This window comes from uncultured Escherichia sp., assembly GCF_948475835.1.
Classification (GTDB): domain Bacteria; phylum Pseudomonadota; class Gammaproteobacteria; order Enterobacterales; family Enterobacteriaceae; genus ECMA0423.
The window spans coordinates 1-16,804 of record NZ_CAOLGM010000107.1 but is presented as its reverse complement, the minus strand read 5'-3'; the positions used below and the strand labels follow the sequence as shown (position 1 = coordinate 16,804).

15 protein-coding genes are annotated in these 16,804 nt (G+C 51.2%); 9 read left to right on the top strand and 6 right to left on the bottom strand.

Going from position 1 to position 16,804, the window contains the following annotated elements; translation table 11 throughout:
• Positions 1–491: 491 nt before the first annotated feature.
• Both QZF50_RS18025 and QZF50_RS18020 read right to left on the bottom strand, forming a co-directional pair.
• On the bottom strand, positions 492–1,970 hold the full coding sequence (locus QZF50_RS18025) for an FGGY-family carbohydrate kinase (RefSeq protein WP_000039712.1): 1,479 nt from the start codon (positions 1,968–1,970) through the stop codon (positions 492–494).
• Positions 1,971–1,996: 26 nt separating this feature from the next.
• A complete protein-coding gene (locus tag QZF50_RS18020) occupies positions 1,997–3,274 on the bottom strand; it encodes an MFS transporter (RefSeq protein ID WP_001472116.1) in 1,278 nt (425 codons plus the stop codon).
• A 318-nt stretch (positions 3,275–3,592) separates the two neighbouring features.
• Here QZF50_RS18020 and QZF50_RS18015 point away from each other — a divergent pair, with 318 nt between their 5' ends.
• The 5 genes from QZF50_RS18015 (at position 3,593) to QZF50_RS17995 (ending at position 8,947) form a co-directional block, all read left to right on the top strand.
• On the top strand, positions 3,593–4,378 hold the full coding sequence (locus tag QZF50_RS18015; protein ID WP_000021321.1) for an SDR family oxidoreductase: 786 nt from the start codon (positions 3,593–3,595) through the stop codon (positions 4,376–4,378).
• A gap of 69 nt (positions 4,379–4,447) precedes the next feature.
• A complete protein-coding gene (locus QZF50_RS18010) occupies positions 4,448–5,902 on the top strand; it encodes an FAD-binding oxidoreductase (RefSeq protein ID WP_000059300.1) in 1,455 nt (484 codons plus the stop codon).
• A 21-nt stretch (positions 5,903–5,923) separates the two neighbouring features.
• Positions 5,924–7,333 carry an MFS transporter gene (locus QZF50_RS18005; protein ID WP_073972199.1) on the top strand — a complete coding sequence of 470 codons (1,410 nt, stop codon included), beginning with the start codon at positions 5,924–5,926 and terminating at the stop codon, positions 7,331–7,333.
• Positions 7,311–8,090, top strand: coding sequence for an electron transfer flavoprotein subunit beta/FixA family protein (locus QZF50_RS18000; protein ID WP_001324445.1), 780 nt, complete (start codon positions 7,311–7,313; stop codon positions 8,088–8,090). Before QZF50_RS18005 ends, QZF50_RS18000 begins: the two co-directional genes overlap by 23 nt.
• A complete protein-coding gene (locus tag QZF50_RS17995) occupies positions 8,087–8,947 on the top strand; it encodes an electron transfer flavoprotein subunit alpha/FixB family protein (protein ID WP_001384090.1) in 861 nt (286 codons plus the stop codon). Before QZF50_RS18000 ends, QZF50_RS17995 begins: the two co-directional genes overlap by 4 nt.
• Positions 8,948–9,094: 147 nt before the next feature.
• Here the strand turns inward: QZF50_RS17995 and QZF50_RS17990 are convergent, their stop codons facing one another.
• The 4 genes from QZF50_RS17990 to queD form a co-directional block, all read right to left on the bottom strand.
• Entirely contained in the window at positions 9,095–9,670 is a 576-nt protein-coding gene (locus QZF50_RS17990; protein WP_001130266.1) for a glycerol-3-phosphate responsive antiterminator, read from the bottom strand.
• Between the two features lie 16 nt (positions 9,671–9,686).
• Positions 9,687–9,947 carry a ferredoxin family protein gene (locus tag QZF50_RS17985; protein WP_000109367.1) on the bottom strand — a complete coding sequence of 87 codons (261 nt, stop codon included), beginning with the start codon at positions 9,945–9,947 and terminating at the stop codon, positions 9,687–9,689.
• Complete coding sequence (locus QZF50_RS17980) at positions 9,938–11,209, bottom strand: FAD-dependent oxidoreductase (protein WP_001347765.1); 1,272 nt, start codon at positions 11,207–11,209, stop codon at positions 9,938–9,940. The genes QZF50_RS17985 and QZF50_RS17980 overlap by 10 nt, the downstream gene beginning before the upstream one ends.
• A 77-nt stretch (positions 11,210–11,286) precedes the next feature.
• Positions 11,287–11,649 (bottom strand): 6-carboxytetrahydropterin synthase QueD, encoded by a 363-nt coding sequence (gene queD / locus QZF50_RS17975; RefSeq protein WP_000108294.1) that lies wholly within the window; start codon positions 11,647–11,649, stop codon positions 11,287–11,289.
• Positions 11,650–11,967: 318 nt separating this feature from the next.
• Here queD and cysJ point away from each other — a divergent pair, with 318 nt between their 5' ends.
• From cysJ to QZF50_RS17955, 4 genes are all read left to right on the top strand, one after another.
• Positions 11,968–13,767 (top strand): NADPH-dependent assimilatory sulfite reductase flavoprotein subunit, encoded by a 1,800-nt coding sequence (cysJ, locus tag QZF50_RS17970; protein WP_001402503.1) that lies wholly within the window; start codon positions 11,968–11,970, stop codon positions 13,765–13,767.
• Positions 13,767–15,479 carry an assimilatory sulfite reductase (NADPH) hemoprotein subunit gene (gene cysI / locus QZF50_RS17965; protein WP_001290688.1) on the top strand — a complete coding sequence of 571 codons (1,713 nt, stop codon included), beginning with the start codon at positions 13,767–13,769 and terminating at the stop codon, positions 15,477–15,479. The genes cysJ and cysI overlap by 1 nt, the downstream gene beginning before the upstream one ends.
• A gap of 73 nt (positions 15,480–15,552) precedes the next feature.
• Entirely contained in the window at positions 15,553–16,287 is a 735-nt protein-coding gene (gene cysH, locus QZF50_RS17960) for a phosphoadenosine phosphosulfate reductase (RefSeq protein ID WP_000039843.1), read from the top strand.
• Between the two features lie 264 nt (positions 16,288–16,551).
• Positions 16,552–16,704 (top strand): Hok/Gef family protein, encoded by a 153-nt coding sequence (locus tag QZF50_RS17955; protein WP_000956458.1) that lies wholly within the window; start codon positions 16,552–16,554, stop codon positions 16,702–16,704.
• The last annotated feature ends 100 nt before the right edge of the window (positions 16,705–16,804 follow it).

Below are 16,804 nucleotides of genomic sequence, written 5' to 3'. Positions count from 1 at the left end.
GTGTTATTTGTATGATTCTTAAATCGTTAAGAAATTTTAATCTATTATTTTTTTAATATTGAATTAATGCCTGTTAATTTTTTCTTTAGAATAACAGTATGTTTTTTAAGCTTGTTATTCATTGGTTAAGTAATAAATCTGGAAGTTTGTCTTTGTTTTGAGGCTAATGAGTGGTTTTACATAACCGCCTCTATACGCTGTTGATGAATAGTTCTTATGAATAAAGATATCCAGTTCATACTTTAAGTGAAAATTGATAAAGTGCGATTCGTATTGTCTTTTATTCTAAAGACATCGAGTGTAGTTAATATTCCTTGTAAAAACAGGGATAAACCGAACTAGTTAAAGTTTTTATTATGTTCCCTGCATCAGCGGGGATAAACCGGACTTGTTATCATTTTTTAAGTTGTCGAACTTATGTTCCCCGCGTCAGCGGGGATAACCATTAAGGTATGTTCAGGCCGGGCAGTTTCCCGCCCGGCCTTCCTCACTTACGCATTCGACCAGCTCTGGATCGAATCCACATTCCCCAATTCCCCATGCATCACTTCATACGATTTTTTCAGGATCACATCAGTATGTTTGGTTAGGTCTTTGAAAATGCCTTTATTCATCGCGTCGTAGCGTTTGGCATTGCTCTCAATCGGTATAAAGATATCTTTCACGCGAACCATCTTATCAACAGCCGTTGCGTAATCCGGGTATAGCCCCAGACCTACCGCTGTATTAATCGCTGCTCCCAGACTTGCACAACCGTTAATGGCGTTACGGCGTGCCGGAAGGTTGAACACGTCGGCAAAAATTTGCATAAACAGATCGCTGTTCGAACCGCCGCCAGTAATGATCACATGCTTCGCAAAGTGATTCATTTCATTACACATATTGTCGTAATTGTTCTTCAGCGTTAGCGCCACGCTTTCCAATATCGAACGATATATCCATGCGTAATCCATGCTGGAATCAAAGCCGATCATAATCCCGCGTTTGTACGGTTCCCACGGATTGGTCAGCCAGTCCAGCACCGTCATCAGCCCATTACAGCCAGGTGGCACACTAGAGGCTTTCTTGTTGAGTAAATCTTCCGGTGAAAGATCCTGCGCCCTGGCATCCTGAATTAACGACTCGCCTAACATGTCACGCAGCCAGCTCACCGTCCACATACCTTTGCGAATACCGTAACCTTCATACAGCAATGTTTGCGGAATAGAAGACATAATCGGCCAGTACGCCACCGGATCTTTCGGCAGTGCTTTGCCGTTCATCATCAATGCGATGTAAGTGCCAAGAGAAATTACCGCAGTTTCATCATCCAGTAATCCGGCCCCCAGAGCTTCTACCGGTTTATCACTGGTGGTACAAACAACCGGCAGTCCTGCCGGGAAATGTGTCGCCAGTGCGGCTTGTGGTGTGATATGTCCGAGGACGGTGCCAGGCATTTGCACATCAAACAGCATATGACGGGGGATATTAAACTTATCCATTACCGCAGCATCTTCGCTCCATGTCCAGCTCTTATAATCCACCGGCCACTGACCAAAATAGTTGGCGATATTGTCTTTAAACTCGCCGGTTAAGCGATGCGTCAGATAACCCGAAAAAGAGGTGACATATGCCACGTCAGGATTAGTGTGTTCGTAAGGGCGTGTAACGCGTGCATCCTGCCAGCTAATCAACGGCGCAGCAGGCGTGCCATCGGCTTTCAATAACGCACGACAGCAACGGATGGATCCCAGACCAATACCGACAATATCTTCTTTATTCCCGGCAAACTGACTCATCAAATCGTGACCGGCAAAACATAATGATGCCCATAAATCGTCGTCAGGATGTTCTGCAGTATCGGCATCTGGCGTGTGCATCGGCTGTAATAAGCCTTTGCCTTCGCAAACCACGTTACCTTCCAGATCGTACATCACCACTTTTGTGCTCTGACTTCCGCCATCAATCCCTATGATGTATTTTTTCGACATGATTTTTCTCCTGTAATTTTCCTGGCTTACTTGCTGCTAGCCATTGCGGGGGCGCTATCAGCAGTACGAATTTTTTGGAACAGCAAAAAGGTAAAGACAATCACCATGCCGAGCGCCGCCATGCCCATCAGCCACATATTGCGGTAGGCTTCTGCTGCGGGCAGGGTGTCTTGCCAGTGGCCGATAATCGGGTAAACGAAGACATCCGGCAGGAATCCAATCACCGAACAAATACCTACCGTGGTGCCCATAATGTAAGACGGTGTTCTCGCTTCGCCAGGGCAGGCCCAGTACAGCCCGCGTGAGGCGTAACAGGTGAATCCCAGCAGTAAAATCAGGCCAATCCCCATCGCGACCGATTGCGGGTTAGAGTTCGTGACGAGCAGGGCAGTTAACGCCAGCAGGCCGAGTACGGAAAGGATTTGGATCACGCGGGTAGGGGATTTCACTTTACTGTAGGTGGTGATAATGCCGCCAAGTGGGCCGCACAGCGCGCGGAAGATTTTGTTGATCACAATCCCCATGTAGCTCGCTGCCACCAGCGACATGCCGTACATTTCGGTCAGATAGTTGGTGGAGTAACTCAGAATGGCGTAGATTGTGAAGACACCAAAAATCACCATGCTGCAATACCAGGTGGTGCTGATACGCAAAACGGCAAGGATGTCGCTAAGCTGGAATGACTGTTTTTCTTCGTTATTGGCACTGCGCAGGTTGTTGTTATCGCTAACAAAAAACCAGCACAGAATCCCCAACAAGATGTAAACCACACTGTAGATGATAATGACTGTTTTCAGGCTGGCGCTGTCATCCGGTGCAAAGCGAGAAAAGACCCACATGGTAAACACCGCCAGCGACATTACACCGACGCCGCGCAGCCCTTCCATCCAGCCCATAATTTTCCCTTGCTCACTATGATCGCCCAGCAACGAGGCGGCTTTAATCGACACCGACCACAGCATTAAAATCGTCGTTATCGCAAAGGCGACCTGAATACAGAGCATTACCCACAGCGGTGGATACGTTGCCATTAACAGACCCAGTAATCCGGTAATGATCATCGCGGAAGTAATCATTTTGCGGTGTGAAAATTTATCGGCAATAACGCCGCTGGGGGCATAAAGAATAATAGCCGCAATACCAAAGGTACTCATTATTAAACCTATCTCGGTATTGCTGAATCCCATAAATTTCGCCATGGGAATTTGATAAATATAACGTAAATAAGCCAGGTCGAAACTAACGCCGCCGCTAAAACTAATTATCGCGAGGGTTATCCAACGGCGATGTGAGTTGTGTTGCATATCGTATTCCCATTTGTAATAGACAAAAAAAAGAGAAAAGTAAGCCGCCCTTTCAGGTGGATTACTTTTCTCAGGTCTCTAGTAATTACAATAAGAAATAACATGGAAAGCAGAGGTGTTGTGTGAGAGTAATCACGCTTCTGCTTTTTAAAACTATTTGACAATACGAATATCACACTGTGATTACGATCACATTAGCAGTTATGCCGTTATGCTAAAAATTATCTCCAGTTACCAGAGATAATGAGAAAGGTAACTTCCCTCTCGCGGGGGAAGTTACCTTTCTTTTTTTTTGCCTTACGGAAATTGGAGCTAACTATGTCAATCGAATCTCTCAATGCGTTCTCAATGGATTTTTTCTCACTGAAAGGTAAAACCGCAATTGTTACCGGTGGGAATAGCGGTTTAGGCCAGGCATTTGCCATGGCGTTGGCCAAAGCTGGCGCAAATATCTTTATTCCTAGTTTCGTCAAAGATAACGGCGAAACAAAGGAAATGATTGAAAAACAGGGTGTTGAGGTGGACTTCATGCAGGTGGATATCACCGCAGAAGGCGCGCCGCAGAAGATTATCGCTGCTTGCTGTGAGCGTTTCGGTACAGTTGATATTCTGGTAAACAATGCCGGTATTTGTAAGCTGAATAAGGTGCTGGACTTCGGTCGTGCCGACTGGGATCCGATGATTGATGTGAACCTGACCGCCGCATTCGAGTTAAGCTATGAAGCGGCAAAAATTATGATCCCGCAGAAAAGCGGCAAAATTATTAATATCTGTTCATTGTTCTCTTACTTAGGTGGACAATGGTCACCTGCATATTCTGCCACTAAACATGCTCTTGCCGGATTCACCAAAGCTTATTGTGATGAACTAGGTCAATATAATATTCAGGTAAATGGTATTGCCCCTGGCTATTATGCAACAGATATTACGCTGGCGACACGCAGTAATCCAGAAACCAATCAGCGCGTTCTTGATCATATTCCGGCAAACCGTTGGGGCGATACTCAGGATTTAATGGGCGCAGCTGTATTCCTCGCAAGTCCGGCTTCAAATTATGTCAATGGGCATTTATTAGTGGTCGATGGTGGTTATTTAGTGCGCTAATCCATAACGGTGGTTTCTGTTTTCTCTTATTAATGATTATTCCATTTTTATTATCAGGAAGGAATTACTATGTCTTTATCTCGCGCAGCGATTGTCGACCAGCTAAAGGAAATTGTTGGTGCAGATCGCGTAATTACCGATGAAACAGTATTAAAGAAGAACAGTATTGACCGTTTTCGTAAATTTCCGGATATTCATGGTATTTATACTTTGCCGATTCCGGCAGCGGTCGTAAAACTCGGTTCCACAGAACAAGTCTCCCGTGTGCTGAATTTTATGAATGCGCACAAAATTAACGGTGTGCCGCGTACCGGCGCTTCCGCCACTGAAGGTGGGCTGGAAACCGTTGTGGAAAACTCGGTGGTGCTCGACGGCTCCGCCATGAATCAAATCATTAATATTGATATTGAGAATATGCAGGCGACGGCGCAATGTGGCGTTCCGCTGGAGGTGCTGGAAAATGCGTTGCGTGAAAAAGGTTACACCACGGGGCATTCTCCGCAGTCAAAGCCGCTGGCTCAGATGGGCGGCCTGGTAGCAACCCGCAGTATCGGGCAGTTCTCCACACTCTACGGCGCAATCGAAGATATGGTCGTTGGTCTGGAAGCAGTATTGGCTGATGGCACCGTCACACGCATTAAAAACGTGCCACGCCGCGCGGCTGGCCCGGACATTCGTCACATCATCATCGGCAACGAAGGTGCATTGTGCTATATCACTGAAGTAACAGTGAAAATCTTTAAATTCACCCCGGAAAACAACCTCTTCTACGGCTATATCCTGGAAGACATGAAAACCGGCTTCAACATCCTGCGTGAAATCATGGTGGAAGGGTATCGTCCGTCGATCGCTCGTTTGTATGACGCTGAAGATGGCACCCAACACTTCACCCATTTTGCCGACGGTAAATGTGTGCTGATCTTTATGGCTGAAGGCAATCCTCGCATTGCGAAGGCGACGGGCGAAGGGATTGCGGAAATCGTTGCCCGCTACCCGCAATGCCAGCGCGTGGACAGCAAGCTGATCGAAACCTGGTTTAACAACCTGAACTGGGGACCGGATAAAGTGGCTGCCGAACGTGTGCAGATCCTCAAAACCGGCAACATGGGCTTTACCACTGAAGTGTCCGGCTGCTGGAGCTGCATCCACGAAATCTACGAAAGCGTTATTAACCGTATTCGTACTGAGTTCCCGCACGCCGACGACATCACCATGCTGGGCGGTCATTCCTCTCATAGCTATCAGAACGGCACCAACATGTACTTCGTCTACGATTACAACGTCGTTGACTGTAAGCCGGAAGAGGAAATCGACAAGTACCACAATCCGCTCAACAAGATCATCTGTGAAGAAACCATTCGCCTCGGCGGTTCGATGGTGCACCACCACGGTATCGGTAAACATCGCGTTCACTGGAGCAAACTGGAACACGGCAGCGCGTGGGCGTTGCTGGAAGGGCTGAAAAAGCAGTTCGATCCTAATGGCATTATGAATACGGGTACTATCTATCCGATTGAAAAATAATGTGTCAGGCAGCGTTCCGCGATGACGGGGCGTTGCCTTTTCGGCTTCTCAGGCGAGAAGCCGTTCTTATTACCGGACAATGAAGGGGTAAAGATGAACACTTCACCGGTGCGAATGGATGATTTACCGCTTAACCGTTTTCACTGCCGCATTGCTGCGCTCACTTTCGGCGCACACCTGACCGACGGTTATGTTCTCGGCGTCATTGGTTACGCCATTATTCAGCTTACGCCCGCCATGCAACTGACGCCGTTTATGGCGGGAATGATCGGCGGCTCGGCGCTCCTTGGTTTGTTCCTTGGCAGCCTGGTTCTTGGGTGGATCTCCGACCATATTGGTCGGCAAAAAATCTTCACCTTCAGCTTTTTGCTGATTACGCTTGCTTCGTTTTTACAATTTTTTGCCACCACGCCAGAGCATCTTATTGGACTGCGCATTTTGATTGGCATTGGTCTGGGAGGCGATTATTCAGTAGGTCACACCTTGCTGGCTGAATTTTCCCCGCGCCGCCATCGCGGTATTTTGCTGGGCGCATTCAGCGTGGTGTGGACCGTAGGCTATGTGCTGGCAAGTATTGCCGGACATCACTTTATTTCCGAAAACCCGGAGGCCTGGCGCTGGCTACTGGCATCGGCAGCTCTGCCCGCGTTGTTGATTACGTTATTACGCTGGGGAACGCCAGAATCACCACGCTGGCTACTGCGCCAGGGGCGTTTTGCAGAAGCTCACGCTATCGTGCATCGCTATTTTGGTCCCCATGTTTTACTGGGCGATGAAGTGGTAACGGCGACCCATAAACACATCAAAACCTTGTTCTCTTCGCGTTACTGGCGGCGCACGGCGTTTAACAGCGTCTTCTTTGTCTGCCTCGTAATCCCATGGTTTGTGATTTATACCTGGCTGCCAACTATCGCCCAGACTATTGGTCTGGAAGATGCGCTGACTGCCAGCCTGATGCTTAATGCGTTGTTAATTGTGGGCGCGCTGCTGGGATTAGTTCTGACGCACCTGCTGGCACATCGCAAATTTTTGCTGGGAAGTTTTTTGCTGCTGGCGGCAACGCTGGTAGTCATGGCCTGTTTGCCTTCCGGCAGTTCATTAACGCTGCTGCTTTTTGTTCTCTTCAGCACCACCATTTCGGCAGTCAGTAATCTGGTGGGCATTTTGCCTGCGGAAAGTTTTCCTACTGACATTCGCTCGCTGGGCGTCGGTTTTGCCACCGCCATGAGTCGACTTGGCGCGGCGGTAAGTACTGGCCTGCTGCCGTGGGTGCTGGTGCAGTGGGGAATGCAAGTCACCTTATTGCTCTTGGCGACAGTGTTGTTGGTTGGTTTTGTTGTGACCTGGCTATGGGCACCAGAAACTAAAGCCCTCCCGCTGGTGGCGGCGGGAAATGTAGGAGGTGCGAATGAACATTCTGTTAGCGTTTAAAGCCGAACCGGATGCCGGAATGCTGGCGGAAAAAGAGTGGCAGGCGGCGGCTCAGGGTAAAAGCGGACCGGATATTTCGCTACTGCGAAGTTTACTCGGTGCTGATGAACAGGCCGCTGCCGCGCTGCTGTTGGCGCAGAGAAAAAACGGTACGCCGATGTCTTTAACCGCGTTGAGCATGGGGGATGAACGGGCATTGCACTGGCTGCGCTATCTCATGGCTCTTGGGTTTGAGGAAGCTGTATTGCTGGAGACGGCGGCAGATCTGCGCTTTGCGCCGGAATTTGTCGCTCGCCATATTGCCGAATGGCAGCATCAGAATCCGCTGGATCTGATAATTACCGGCTGCCAAAGCAGCGAAGGGCAGAATGGGCAAACGCCATTTTTGCTGGCGGAAATGCTGGGCTGGCCCTGCTTCACCCAGGTGGAGCGTTTCACTCTCGACGCGCTGTTTATCACCCTCGAACAGCGTACTGAACATGGGTTGCGTTGTTGCCGGGTTCGCTTGCCTGCGGTGATTGCCGTGCGTCAGTGCGGTGAAGTGGCCTTGCCAGTACCGGGAATGCGCCAGCGAATGGCTGCGGGGAAAGCAGAAATTATCCGTAAAACTGTTGCTGCCGAAATGCCAGCGATGCAGTGTCTGCAACTGGCAAGAGCAGAGCAACGACGCGGAGCGACGCTGATTGATGGGCAAACGGTAGCAGAAAAAGCTCAAAAGCTATGGCGGGACTATTTACGCCAAAGGATGCAGCCATGAATATCGCAATTGTGACAATAAATCAGGAGAATGCCGCAATAGCAAGCTGGCTGGCGGCGCAGGATTTCAGCGGTTGTACCCTGGCGCACTGGCAGATTGAACCTCAGCCTGTAGTGGCGGAACAGGTGCTGGATGCGTTGGTGGAACAGTGGCAGCGAACGCCTGCGGACGTTGTTCTCTTTCCGCCGGGAATGTTTGGCGATGAACTGTCGACCCGGCTGGCCTGGCGTTTACATGGTGCAAGCATCTGCCAGGTGACTTCGTTAGATATTCCAACCGTAAGCGTGCGCAAATCCCACTGGGGAAATGCGCTAACGGCGACGCTGCAAACAGAAAAACGCCCGCTATGCCTTTCCCTGGCGCGTCAGGCGGGAGCAGCGAAAAACGCCACGTTGCCCTCTGGAATGCAACAACTGAACATTGTCCCGGGTGCGCTTCCCGACTGGCTGGTTAGCACAGAGGATCTGAAAAATGTTACTCGCGACCCATTAGCTGAGGCCAGACGGGTGCTGGTGGTGGGGCAGGGCGGAGAGGCAGATAACCAGGAAATCGCTATGCTGGCAGAAAAGCTGGGAGCCGAAGTGGGCTACAGTCGGGCGCGAGTGATGAACGGTGGCGTTGATGCTGAAAAAGTGATTGGTATTTCCGGACATCTGCTGGCACCTGAGGTGTGTATTGTTGTTGGCGCTTCTGGCGCAGCAGCGTTAATGGCGGGCGTACGCAATAGCAAGTTTGTGGTGGCGATTAATCATGACGCCAGCGCTGCGGTATTTTCACAGGCAGATGTTGGCGTGGTTGATGACTGGAAAGTGGTGCTGGAGGCACTGGTGACAAACATTCACGCAGATTGCCAATAACGTGTTGCCGGATGATCCTGCCTACGGTTCTGGCCTGGGGACTTGTAGGCCTGATAAGACGCGTCAAGCGTCGCATCAGGCGCTGAATGTCGGATGTGGCGTGCGGCCTACAAATCAAACCAAATTCAATTGGTTACGATTATCCCGTCAAAGTAATTTTTTCGCTAACGTCCAGACCCCGGTATTCGTGGTGGAAAGCGCCACGACACCCGCGTTAATCGCATTACGCGCATCTTCTTCATCGCACACCAGCCCACCGGCAATCAGCGGTTGGCGGATTTTCTCTGTCACCCAGCCCAGCACTTTGGGCATACAGCCTGGCAGGATCTCAATACAATCCGGATTCGATTGCGCAACTTGCTTATCAATGTTGTGAAACGAAATTGAATCAACAATAAACAGGCGATGAATACAGAAAAAACCTTCCGCTCTTGCCGCTTTCAACATTGAGGCTTTGGTACTGATAATGCCGTCCGCCTCGGTCACCAGTTTCAAAAACTGAATCACGACTTCTTTATTTGACGCGCCTTCCAGCAAATCAACATGAATAAAAGCATATTTCCCGGCGTTCTTAATCTTTTTAACGATATTACTGATGGTGCAGATATTGCCGTACAACACGGAAATAAACTGGCATTCAGAGTCGATTGCCAGTTGCAGGCTGGCATTATCTTTAACGGCAGCAATCACCGGATTCTGGCGGAGCAGGTGTAAGAGGGGCATAAATTATCCTTATTATTTATCCAAAGCGGTAGGTGATGCCGAATCCGGAAGGCGGATAGCGCCACTGTTGTAGTGTGGATTCGTCGCACAGCAAACGGCAGGTGCCACACTCCAGGCAGCCGTGATAATCAACGCGTAAGTCACCTTCCGGTGTGAGCGAAAAAAGACCTGCCGGACAGGCGTTAATCAACCGTTGTACCATCTGACGCTCAACGGAGTCAGCCGGAACAATGTGCGGCGCATCAGCAACGCGCCAGAGATTATGGGCTACAGACATCGCAGACTCCTGATAACATCGCCCGCCAGATGCCACAGGCCATGACGACGTAAATGACGCCAGAATAACTGGCGCAGCGGTGGAACAGGTTTATCACCCTGATCCCATAAATCGCGGGAAATATCCTGCATTAACGCAGGCCACGCCCGATACCAGCCAGGGCGTTGCAAAAGCGCCGGAACATGCTGATAACGTTGTAGAACATCCCATAGCAGGCTGCGCTCTACGTTGTGATGATAAAGCGCAAACAGATTTTGCGGCTCGCGGTGCTGGCAGGCGCTTATCAGCGTTTGTGCCGCCGCCTGCGCGCCAGTCAGCGCCATATCCATGCCGCGCACGGAAATTCCGGTATTGACGCAACTGCGCAACGCATCGCCCACCAGCAGCCAGCCGTTACCGGCGTATTGCACCGGCATACTGTGCAAGCCACCTTCTGGCACCAGATGCGCACCATACTCCAGTGATTCCGTGTTTTTGATAAGCGGGCGCACTGCCGGATGCGCTTTAAAGCGAGTCAGCAGCTCGCTTGCCGGAACACGACTTTGCGTAAGGGAAGAGAGCGGGCAAACAATCCCTAACGAGAGCGTTTGTTGATTAGTATAAAGAAATGCGCCGCCGGGTAAGTCATCACAGATCCTGCCGCTGAACAGCAACGCTGCGCCTTCGTTATTCTCCAGATGAAAACGTTCTTCAATAGCGGATGTTTCCAGCGACAGCACTTCTTTGATCCCCAACGCCATCGCTTCGCCAGCAGGACGAGTCACTAATCCGTGACGTTCAGCCAGGACGCTGTTGGCACCTTCTGCCAGCACCACATAACGGGCGCGGAGAATATCGTCACCACAAATGACACCACACACCCTGCCGTTTTCTTCATACAGTGCATCCACCGTCGCTCCGGGGATGCATTCGACACCTTCTTTTTCGGCTTCGGCAACCAGCCACGGATCGAACCGTGCACGTAATACACTCCAGGATTCACCGCCGGGCTGTAAGCTGGAAAACGTCGTTACGCCATCGGGCGTTAACAGGGAAAGGCTTTCGTGAGTGATGCGTCGTTCAAGAGGCGCGGTCAGATGAAATTGCGGGAGGAGTTCCGCGAGTGCATGGGTATATAACCGCCCGCCGGAAAGATTTTTGCTGCCGGGGATTTCAGCGCGTTCCAGTAACAAAACGGATAAACCCGCTCGCGCGCAGCGTAACGCGCAAGCGGTGCCTGCAATACCGGCACCAATAATAATAATGTCGCAGTCGTCTTCCATGTCATGCCCCAGATATCCAGAACACAACACCCTAACATAGCGTTACTTAAGGGAAATTGACCGCCGACACACTCTTATCATTCGCCGCGATAGATACAACCTGCGGTACAGGTTTCTTTTACCATCACCGCACTTAACAGCGGCACAACGGGTTTAACCTGATCCCAAATCCATTTTGCTAAAACTTCGCTGGTTGGGTTTTCCAGACCTGGAATATCATTGAGATAATGGTGATCGAGGCGCTCATAAGTTGGCTTAAACGCCGCTTTCAGTTCAGCGAAATCGATAATCCAGCCCGTATGCGGATCGACTTCCCCGGTAATTTCCAGTCGCACCATAAAGGAATGCCCGTGCAGGCGACCACATTTATGCCCTTCCGGGACGTGTGGTAAGCGGTGAGCGGCTTCGAAGGTGAAATCTTTAAATAACGTGGTGGACATCATAATTTCTCTACAGGACGATAAAACCGCCGTAGAGTACCGGAAAGGCTGTTTTTTCGCATTATCTAAAACGACTTTGTTGCGCAAAATCGCTGATTTATCTTAATGATTGGCTAAATTCATTTGTTTTTCATTAGGTTGGTTAATCTATTTTGTTGTTAAAGACTATTGCTAAAACAGGTTAGTCGATTTGGTTATTAGTTATCGCTATCCCGTCTTTAATCCACACCGTTCACCCCGTTAACCTTACCTTCTCTTCTGTTTTATGGGCGCTGACAGGGCGCAGAAACAGCTTTGCTTACTGGAACATAACGACGCATGACGACACAGGTCCCACCTTCCGCGTTGCTTCCGTTGAACCCGGAGCAACTGGCACGCCTTCAGGCGGCCACGACCGATTTAACTCCCACCCAGCTTGCCTGGGTTTCTGGCTATTTCTGGGGCGTGCTCAATCAGCAGCCTGCTGCGCTTGCAGCGACGCCAGCGCCAGCCGCAGAAATGCCGGGTATAACTATTATCTCCGCCTCGCAAACCGGCAATGCGCGCCGGGTTGCTGAAGCATTACGCGATGATTTATTAGCAGCAAAACTGAACGTTAAGCTGGTGAACGCGGGCGACTATAAATTCAAACAAATCGCCAGCGAAAAACTGCTCATCGTAGTGACGTCAACGCAAGGGGAAGGGGAACCGCCGGAGGAAGCCGTCGCGCTGCATAAGTTCCTGTTCTCCAAAAAAGCGCCAAAGCTGGAAAACACCGCGTTTGCCGTGTTTAGCCTCGGCGATAGCTCTTATGAATTTTTCTGCCAGTCCGGGAAAGATTTCGACAGCAAGCTGGCGGAACTGGGTGGTGAACGCCTGCTCGACCGTGTCGATGCCGATGTTGAATACCAGGCTGCTGCCAGCGAGTGGCGCGCCCGCGTGGTTGATGCGCTTAAATCGCGTGCGCCTGTCGCGGCACCTTCGCAATCCGTCGCTACTGGCGCGGTAAATGAAATCCACACCAGCCCGTACAGCAAAGACGCGCCGCTGGTGGCTAGCCTCTCTGTTAACCAGAAAATTACCGGGCGTAACTCTGAAAAAGACGTTCGCCATATCGAAATTGACTTAGGTGACTCGGGCCTGCGTTACCAGCCGGGTGACGCGCTGGGCGTCTGGTATCAGAACGATCCGGCACTGGTGAAAGAACTTGTCGAACTGCTGTGGCTGAAAGGCGATGAACCTGTCACCGTCGAGGGCAAAACGTTGCCTCTGAACGAAGCGCTACAGTGGCACTTCGAACTGACCGTCAACACCGCCAACATTGTTGAGAATTACGCCACGCTTACCCGCAGCGAAACACTGCTGCCGCTGGTGGGCGATAAAGCGAAGTTACAGCATTACGCCGCGACGACGCCGATTGTCGACATGGTGCGTTTCTCTCCGGCGCAACTGGATGCCGAAGCGCTGATTAATCTGCTGCGCCCGCTGACCCCGCGCCTGTATTCCATCGCCTCCTCGCAGGCGGAAGTCGAGAACGAAGTACACGTCACCGTTGGTGTGGTGCGTTACGACGTGGAAGGCCGCGCCCGTGCCGGTGGTGCCTCCAGCTTCCTCGCGGACCGCGTGGAAGAAGAGGGCGAACTCCGCGTATTTATCGAACATAACGATAACTTCCGCCTGCCCGCTAACCCGGAAACCCCGGTGATTATGATTGGCCCAGGCACCGGCATCGCGCCGTTCCGCGCCTTTATGCAGCAACGTGCTGCCGACGAAGCACCGGGTAAAAACTGGCTGTTCTTTGGCAACCCGCACTTTACGGAAGATTTCCTCTACCAGGTGGAGTGGCAGCGCTACGTCAAAGAGGGTGTGCTGACGCGGATCGATCTCGCCTGGTCGCGCGACCAAAAAGAAAAAGTTTACGTACAAGACAAACTGCGCGAACAGGGCGCGGAGCTGTGGCGCTGGATCAATGACGGTGCCCATATTTATGTCTGCGGTGACGCTAATCGCATGGCGAAAGACGTTGAGCAGGCACTTCTGGAAGTGATTGCCGAATTTGGTGGCATGGACACCGAAGCGGCGGATGAATTTTTAAGTGAGCTGCGCGTAGAGCGCCGTTATCAGCGAGATGTCTACTAATGAGCGAAAAACATCCAGGGCCTTTAGTGGTCGAAGGTAAACTGACAGACGCCGAGCGCATGAAGCTTGAAAGCAACTACCTGCGCGGCACCATTGCGGAAGATTTAAACGACGGTCTGACCGGCGGCTTTAAGGGCGATAACTTCCTGCTGATCCGCTTCCACGGCATGTATCAGCAGGATGACCGCGACATCCGCGCCGAACGTGCTGAACAGAAGCTGGAGCCGCGCCATGCGATGCTGTTGCGCTGTCGTCTGCCGGGTGGCGTGATCACCACCAAACAGTGGCAAGCGATCGATAAATTTGCCGGTGAAAACACCATCTATGGCAGCATTCGCCTGACCAACCGCCAGACGTTTCAGTTCCACGGCATTCTGAAAAAGAACGTCAAACCGGTGCACCAGATGCTGCACTCGGTCGGTCTTGATGCGCTGGCGACAGCTAACGACATGAACCGTAACGTACTCTGCACCTCGAACCCTTACGAGTCGCAGCTGCACGCGGAAGCGTACGAGTGGGCGAAGAAGATTTCTGAGCATCTGTTGCCTCGTACCCGCGCGTATGCGGAGATCTGGCTCGACCACGAAAAAGTCGCCACTACTGATGAAGAACCGATCCTTGGTCAGACCTACCTGCCGCGTAAGTTCAAAACCACGGTAGTGATCCCGCCGCAGAACGATATCGATCTGCATGCCAACGACATGAACTTCGTGGCAATCGCCGAAAACGGCAAGCTGGTAGGCTTCAACCTGCTGGTGGGCGGTGGGCTTTCTATCGAACACGGCAACAAGAAAACCTACGCCCGCACGGCGAGCGAGTTTGGCTATCTGCCGCTGGAGCATACGCTGGCGGTGGCCGAAGCCGTCGTGACAACTCAGCGTGACTGGGGTAACCGAACCGATCGTAAAAATGCCAAAACCAAATACACGCTGGAGCGCGTGGGGGTTGAGACGTTTAAAGCGGAAGTGGAGCGTCGCGCGGGGATCAAATTTGAACCGATCCGTCCATATGAGTTCACCGGACGAGGCGATCGTATTGGCTGGGTTAAGGGCATTGATGATAACTGGCACCTGACGCTGTTTATCGAAAATGGTCGCATCCTTGATTATCCGGGGCGTCCGCTGAAAACCGGCCTGCTGGAGATCGCGAAGATCCACAAAGGCGATTTCCGCATTACGGCGAACCAGAATCTGATCATCGCCGGTGTACCGGAAAGCGAGAAAGCGAAGATCGAGAAGATCGCCAAAGAGAGCGGGTTAATGAATGCCGTCACGCCGCAGCGTGAAAACTCGATGGCCTGCGTCTCGTTCCCGACTTGCCCGCTGGCGATGGCGGAAGCAGAGCGTTTCCTGCCGTCTTTTATCGACAACATCGATAATTTAATGGCGAAACATGGTGTCAGCGATGAGCATATCGTGATGCGTGTAACAGGCTGCCCGAACGGTTGTGGTCGCGCGATGCTGGCGGAAGTGGGCCTAGTGGGTAAAGCGCCGGGTCGCTACAACCTGCATCTTGGCGGCAACCGCATTGGGACACGTATCCCACGGATGTATAAAGAAAACATCACCGAGCCGGAAATCCTGGCGTCGCTTGATGAACTGATAGGGCGCTGGGCGAAAGAGCGCGAAGCGGGTGAAGGCTTCGGCGACTTTACGGTGCGTGCGGGCATCATTCGCCCGGTGCTCGATCCGGCGCGCGATTTGTGGGATTAACCATCAGCCCGGTCTTGTAGGCCTGATAAGACGCGTGAGCGTCGCATCAGGCAAGGCAAACAGTGAGGAATCTATGTCCAAACTCGATCTAAACGCCCTGAACGAACTGCCGAAGGTAGATCGCATTCTGGCGCTGGCAGAAACTAACGCCGAACTGGAAAAACTGGACGCTGAAGGCCGCGTTGCCTGGGCGCTGGATAATCTGCCCGGTGAATATGTACTTTCTTCCAGCTTTGGCATTCAGGCGGCGGTGAGCCTGCATCTGGTGAATCAGATTCACCCGGATATTCCGGTGATCCTCACCGACACCGGCTATCTGTTCCCGGAAACCTACCGCTTTATTGACGAGTTAACGGACAAACTCAAGCTCAACCTGAAAGTGTACCGCGCTACCGAAAGCGCCGCCTGGCAGGAAGCACGCTACGGCAAACTGTGGGAACAGGGCGTTGAAGGCATTGAAAAGTACAATGACATCAACAAAGTCGAACCGATGAACCGGGCGCTGAAAGAACTGAATGCGCAAACGTGGTTTGCTGGCCTGCGCCGCGAACAATCCGGCAGCCGCGCCAATTTACCGGTGCTGGCAATTCAGCGTGGCGTATTTAAAGTGCTGCCGATTATCGACTGGGATAACCGAACGATATATCAGTATCTGCAAAAACATGGCCTGAAATATCACCCATTATGGGACGAAGGATATTTATCGGTGGGCGATACCCATACAACCCGTAAATGGGAACCTGGCATGTCGGAAGAAGAAACACGTTTCTTTGGCTTAAAAAGGGAATGTGGATTGCACGAAGGGTAAATATTGCCGGATAAATTAAACGCCTCTGTCAGAAATGATGGGGGCGTTTTTATTTTGCGAGCAGTATTCCTGATTTTAAACGTGAACGCCGCTGGAAGAATTATCAGGTATAGAATGGCGTCGGGTGCTTGAGGCTGTCTGGCGTTAAGCATTCGCGAGGTTCCAGATGGACAAAAGCCCCAGGCGATATTTCTATCAACCTGAGGCTTACGTTCGAACCCAAACAATTCGAATGTTAGTCTCTTCTTTGCAGGGAGGCAAGACATGCTGACAAAATATGCCCTTGTGGCAATCATCGTACTGTGTTGTACAGTACTGGGATTCACGCTGATGGTAGGTGACTCGTTGTGTGAGTTGAGTATCAGAGAACGTGGTATGGAGTTTAAGGCAGTTCTCGCTTACGAATCGAAGAAGTAGCCACCACGCGGGGGTAAAACCCCGCGTACTGAATTGTGATGGTTTGGTCTCCTGCACCCTTTTTTAATTTATATTGTTTATGTGAATATTATGCCTATGT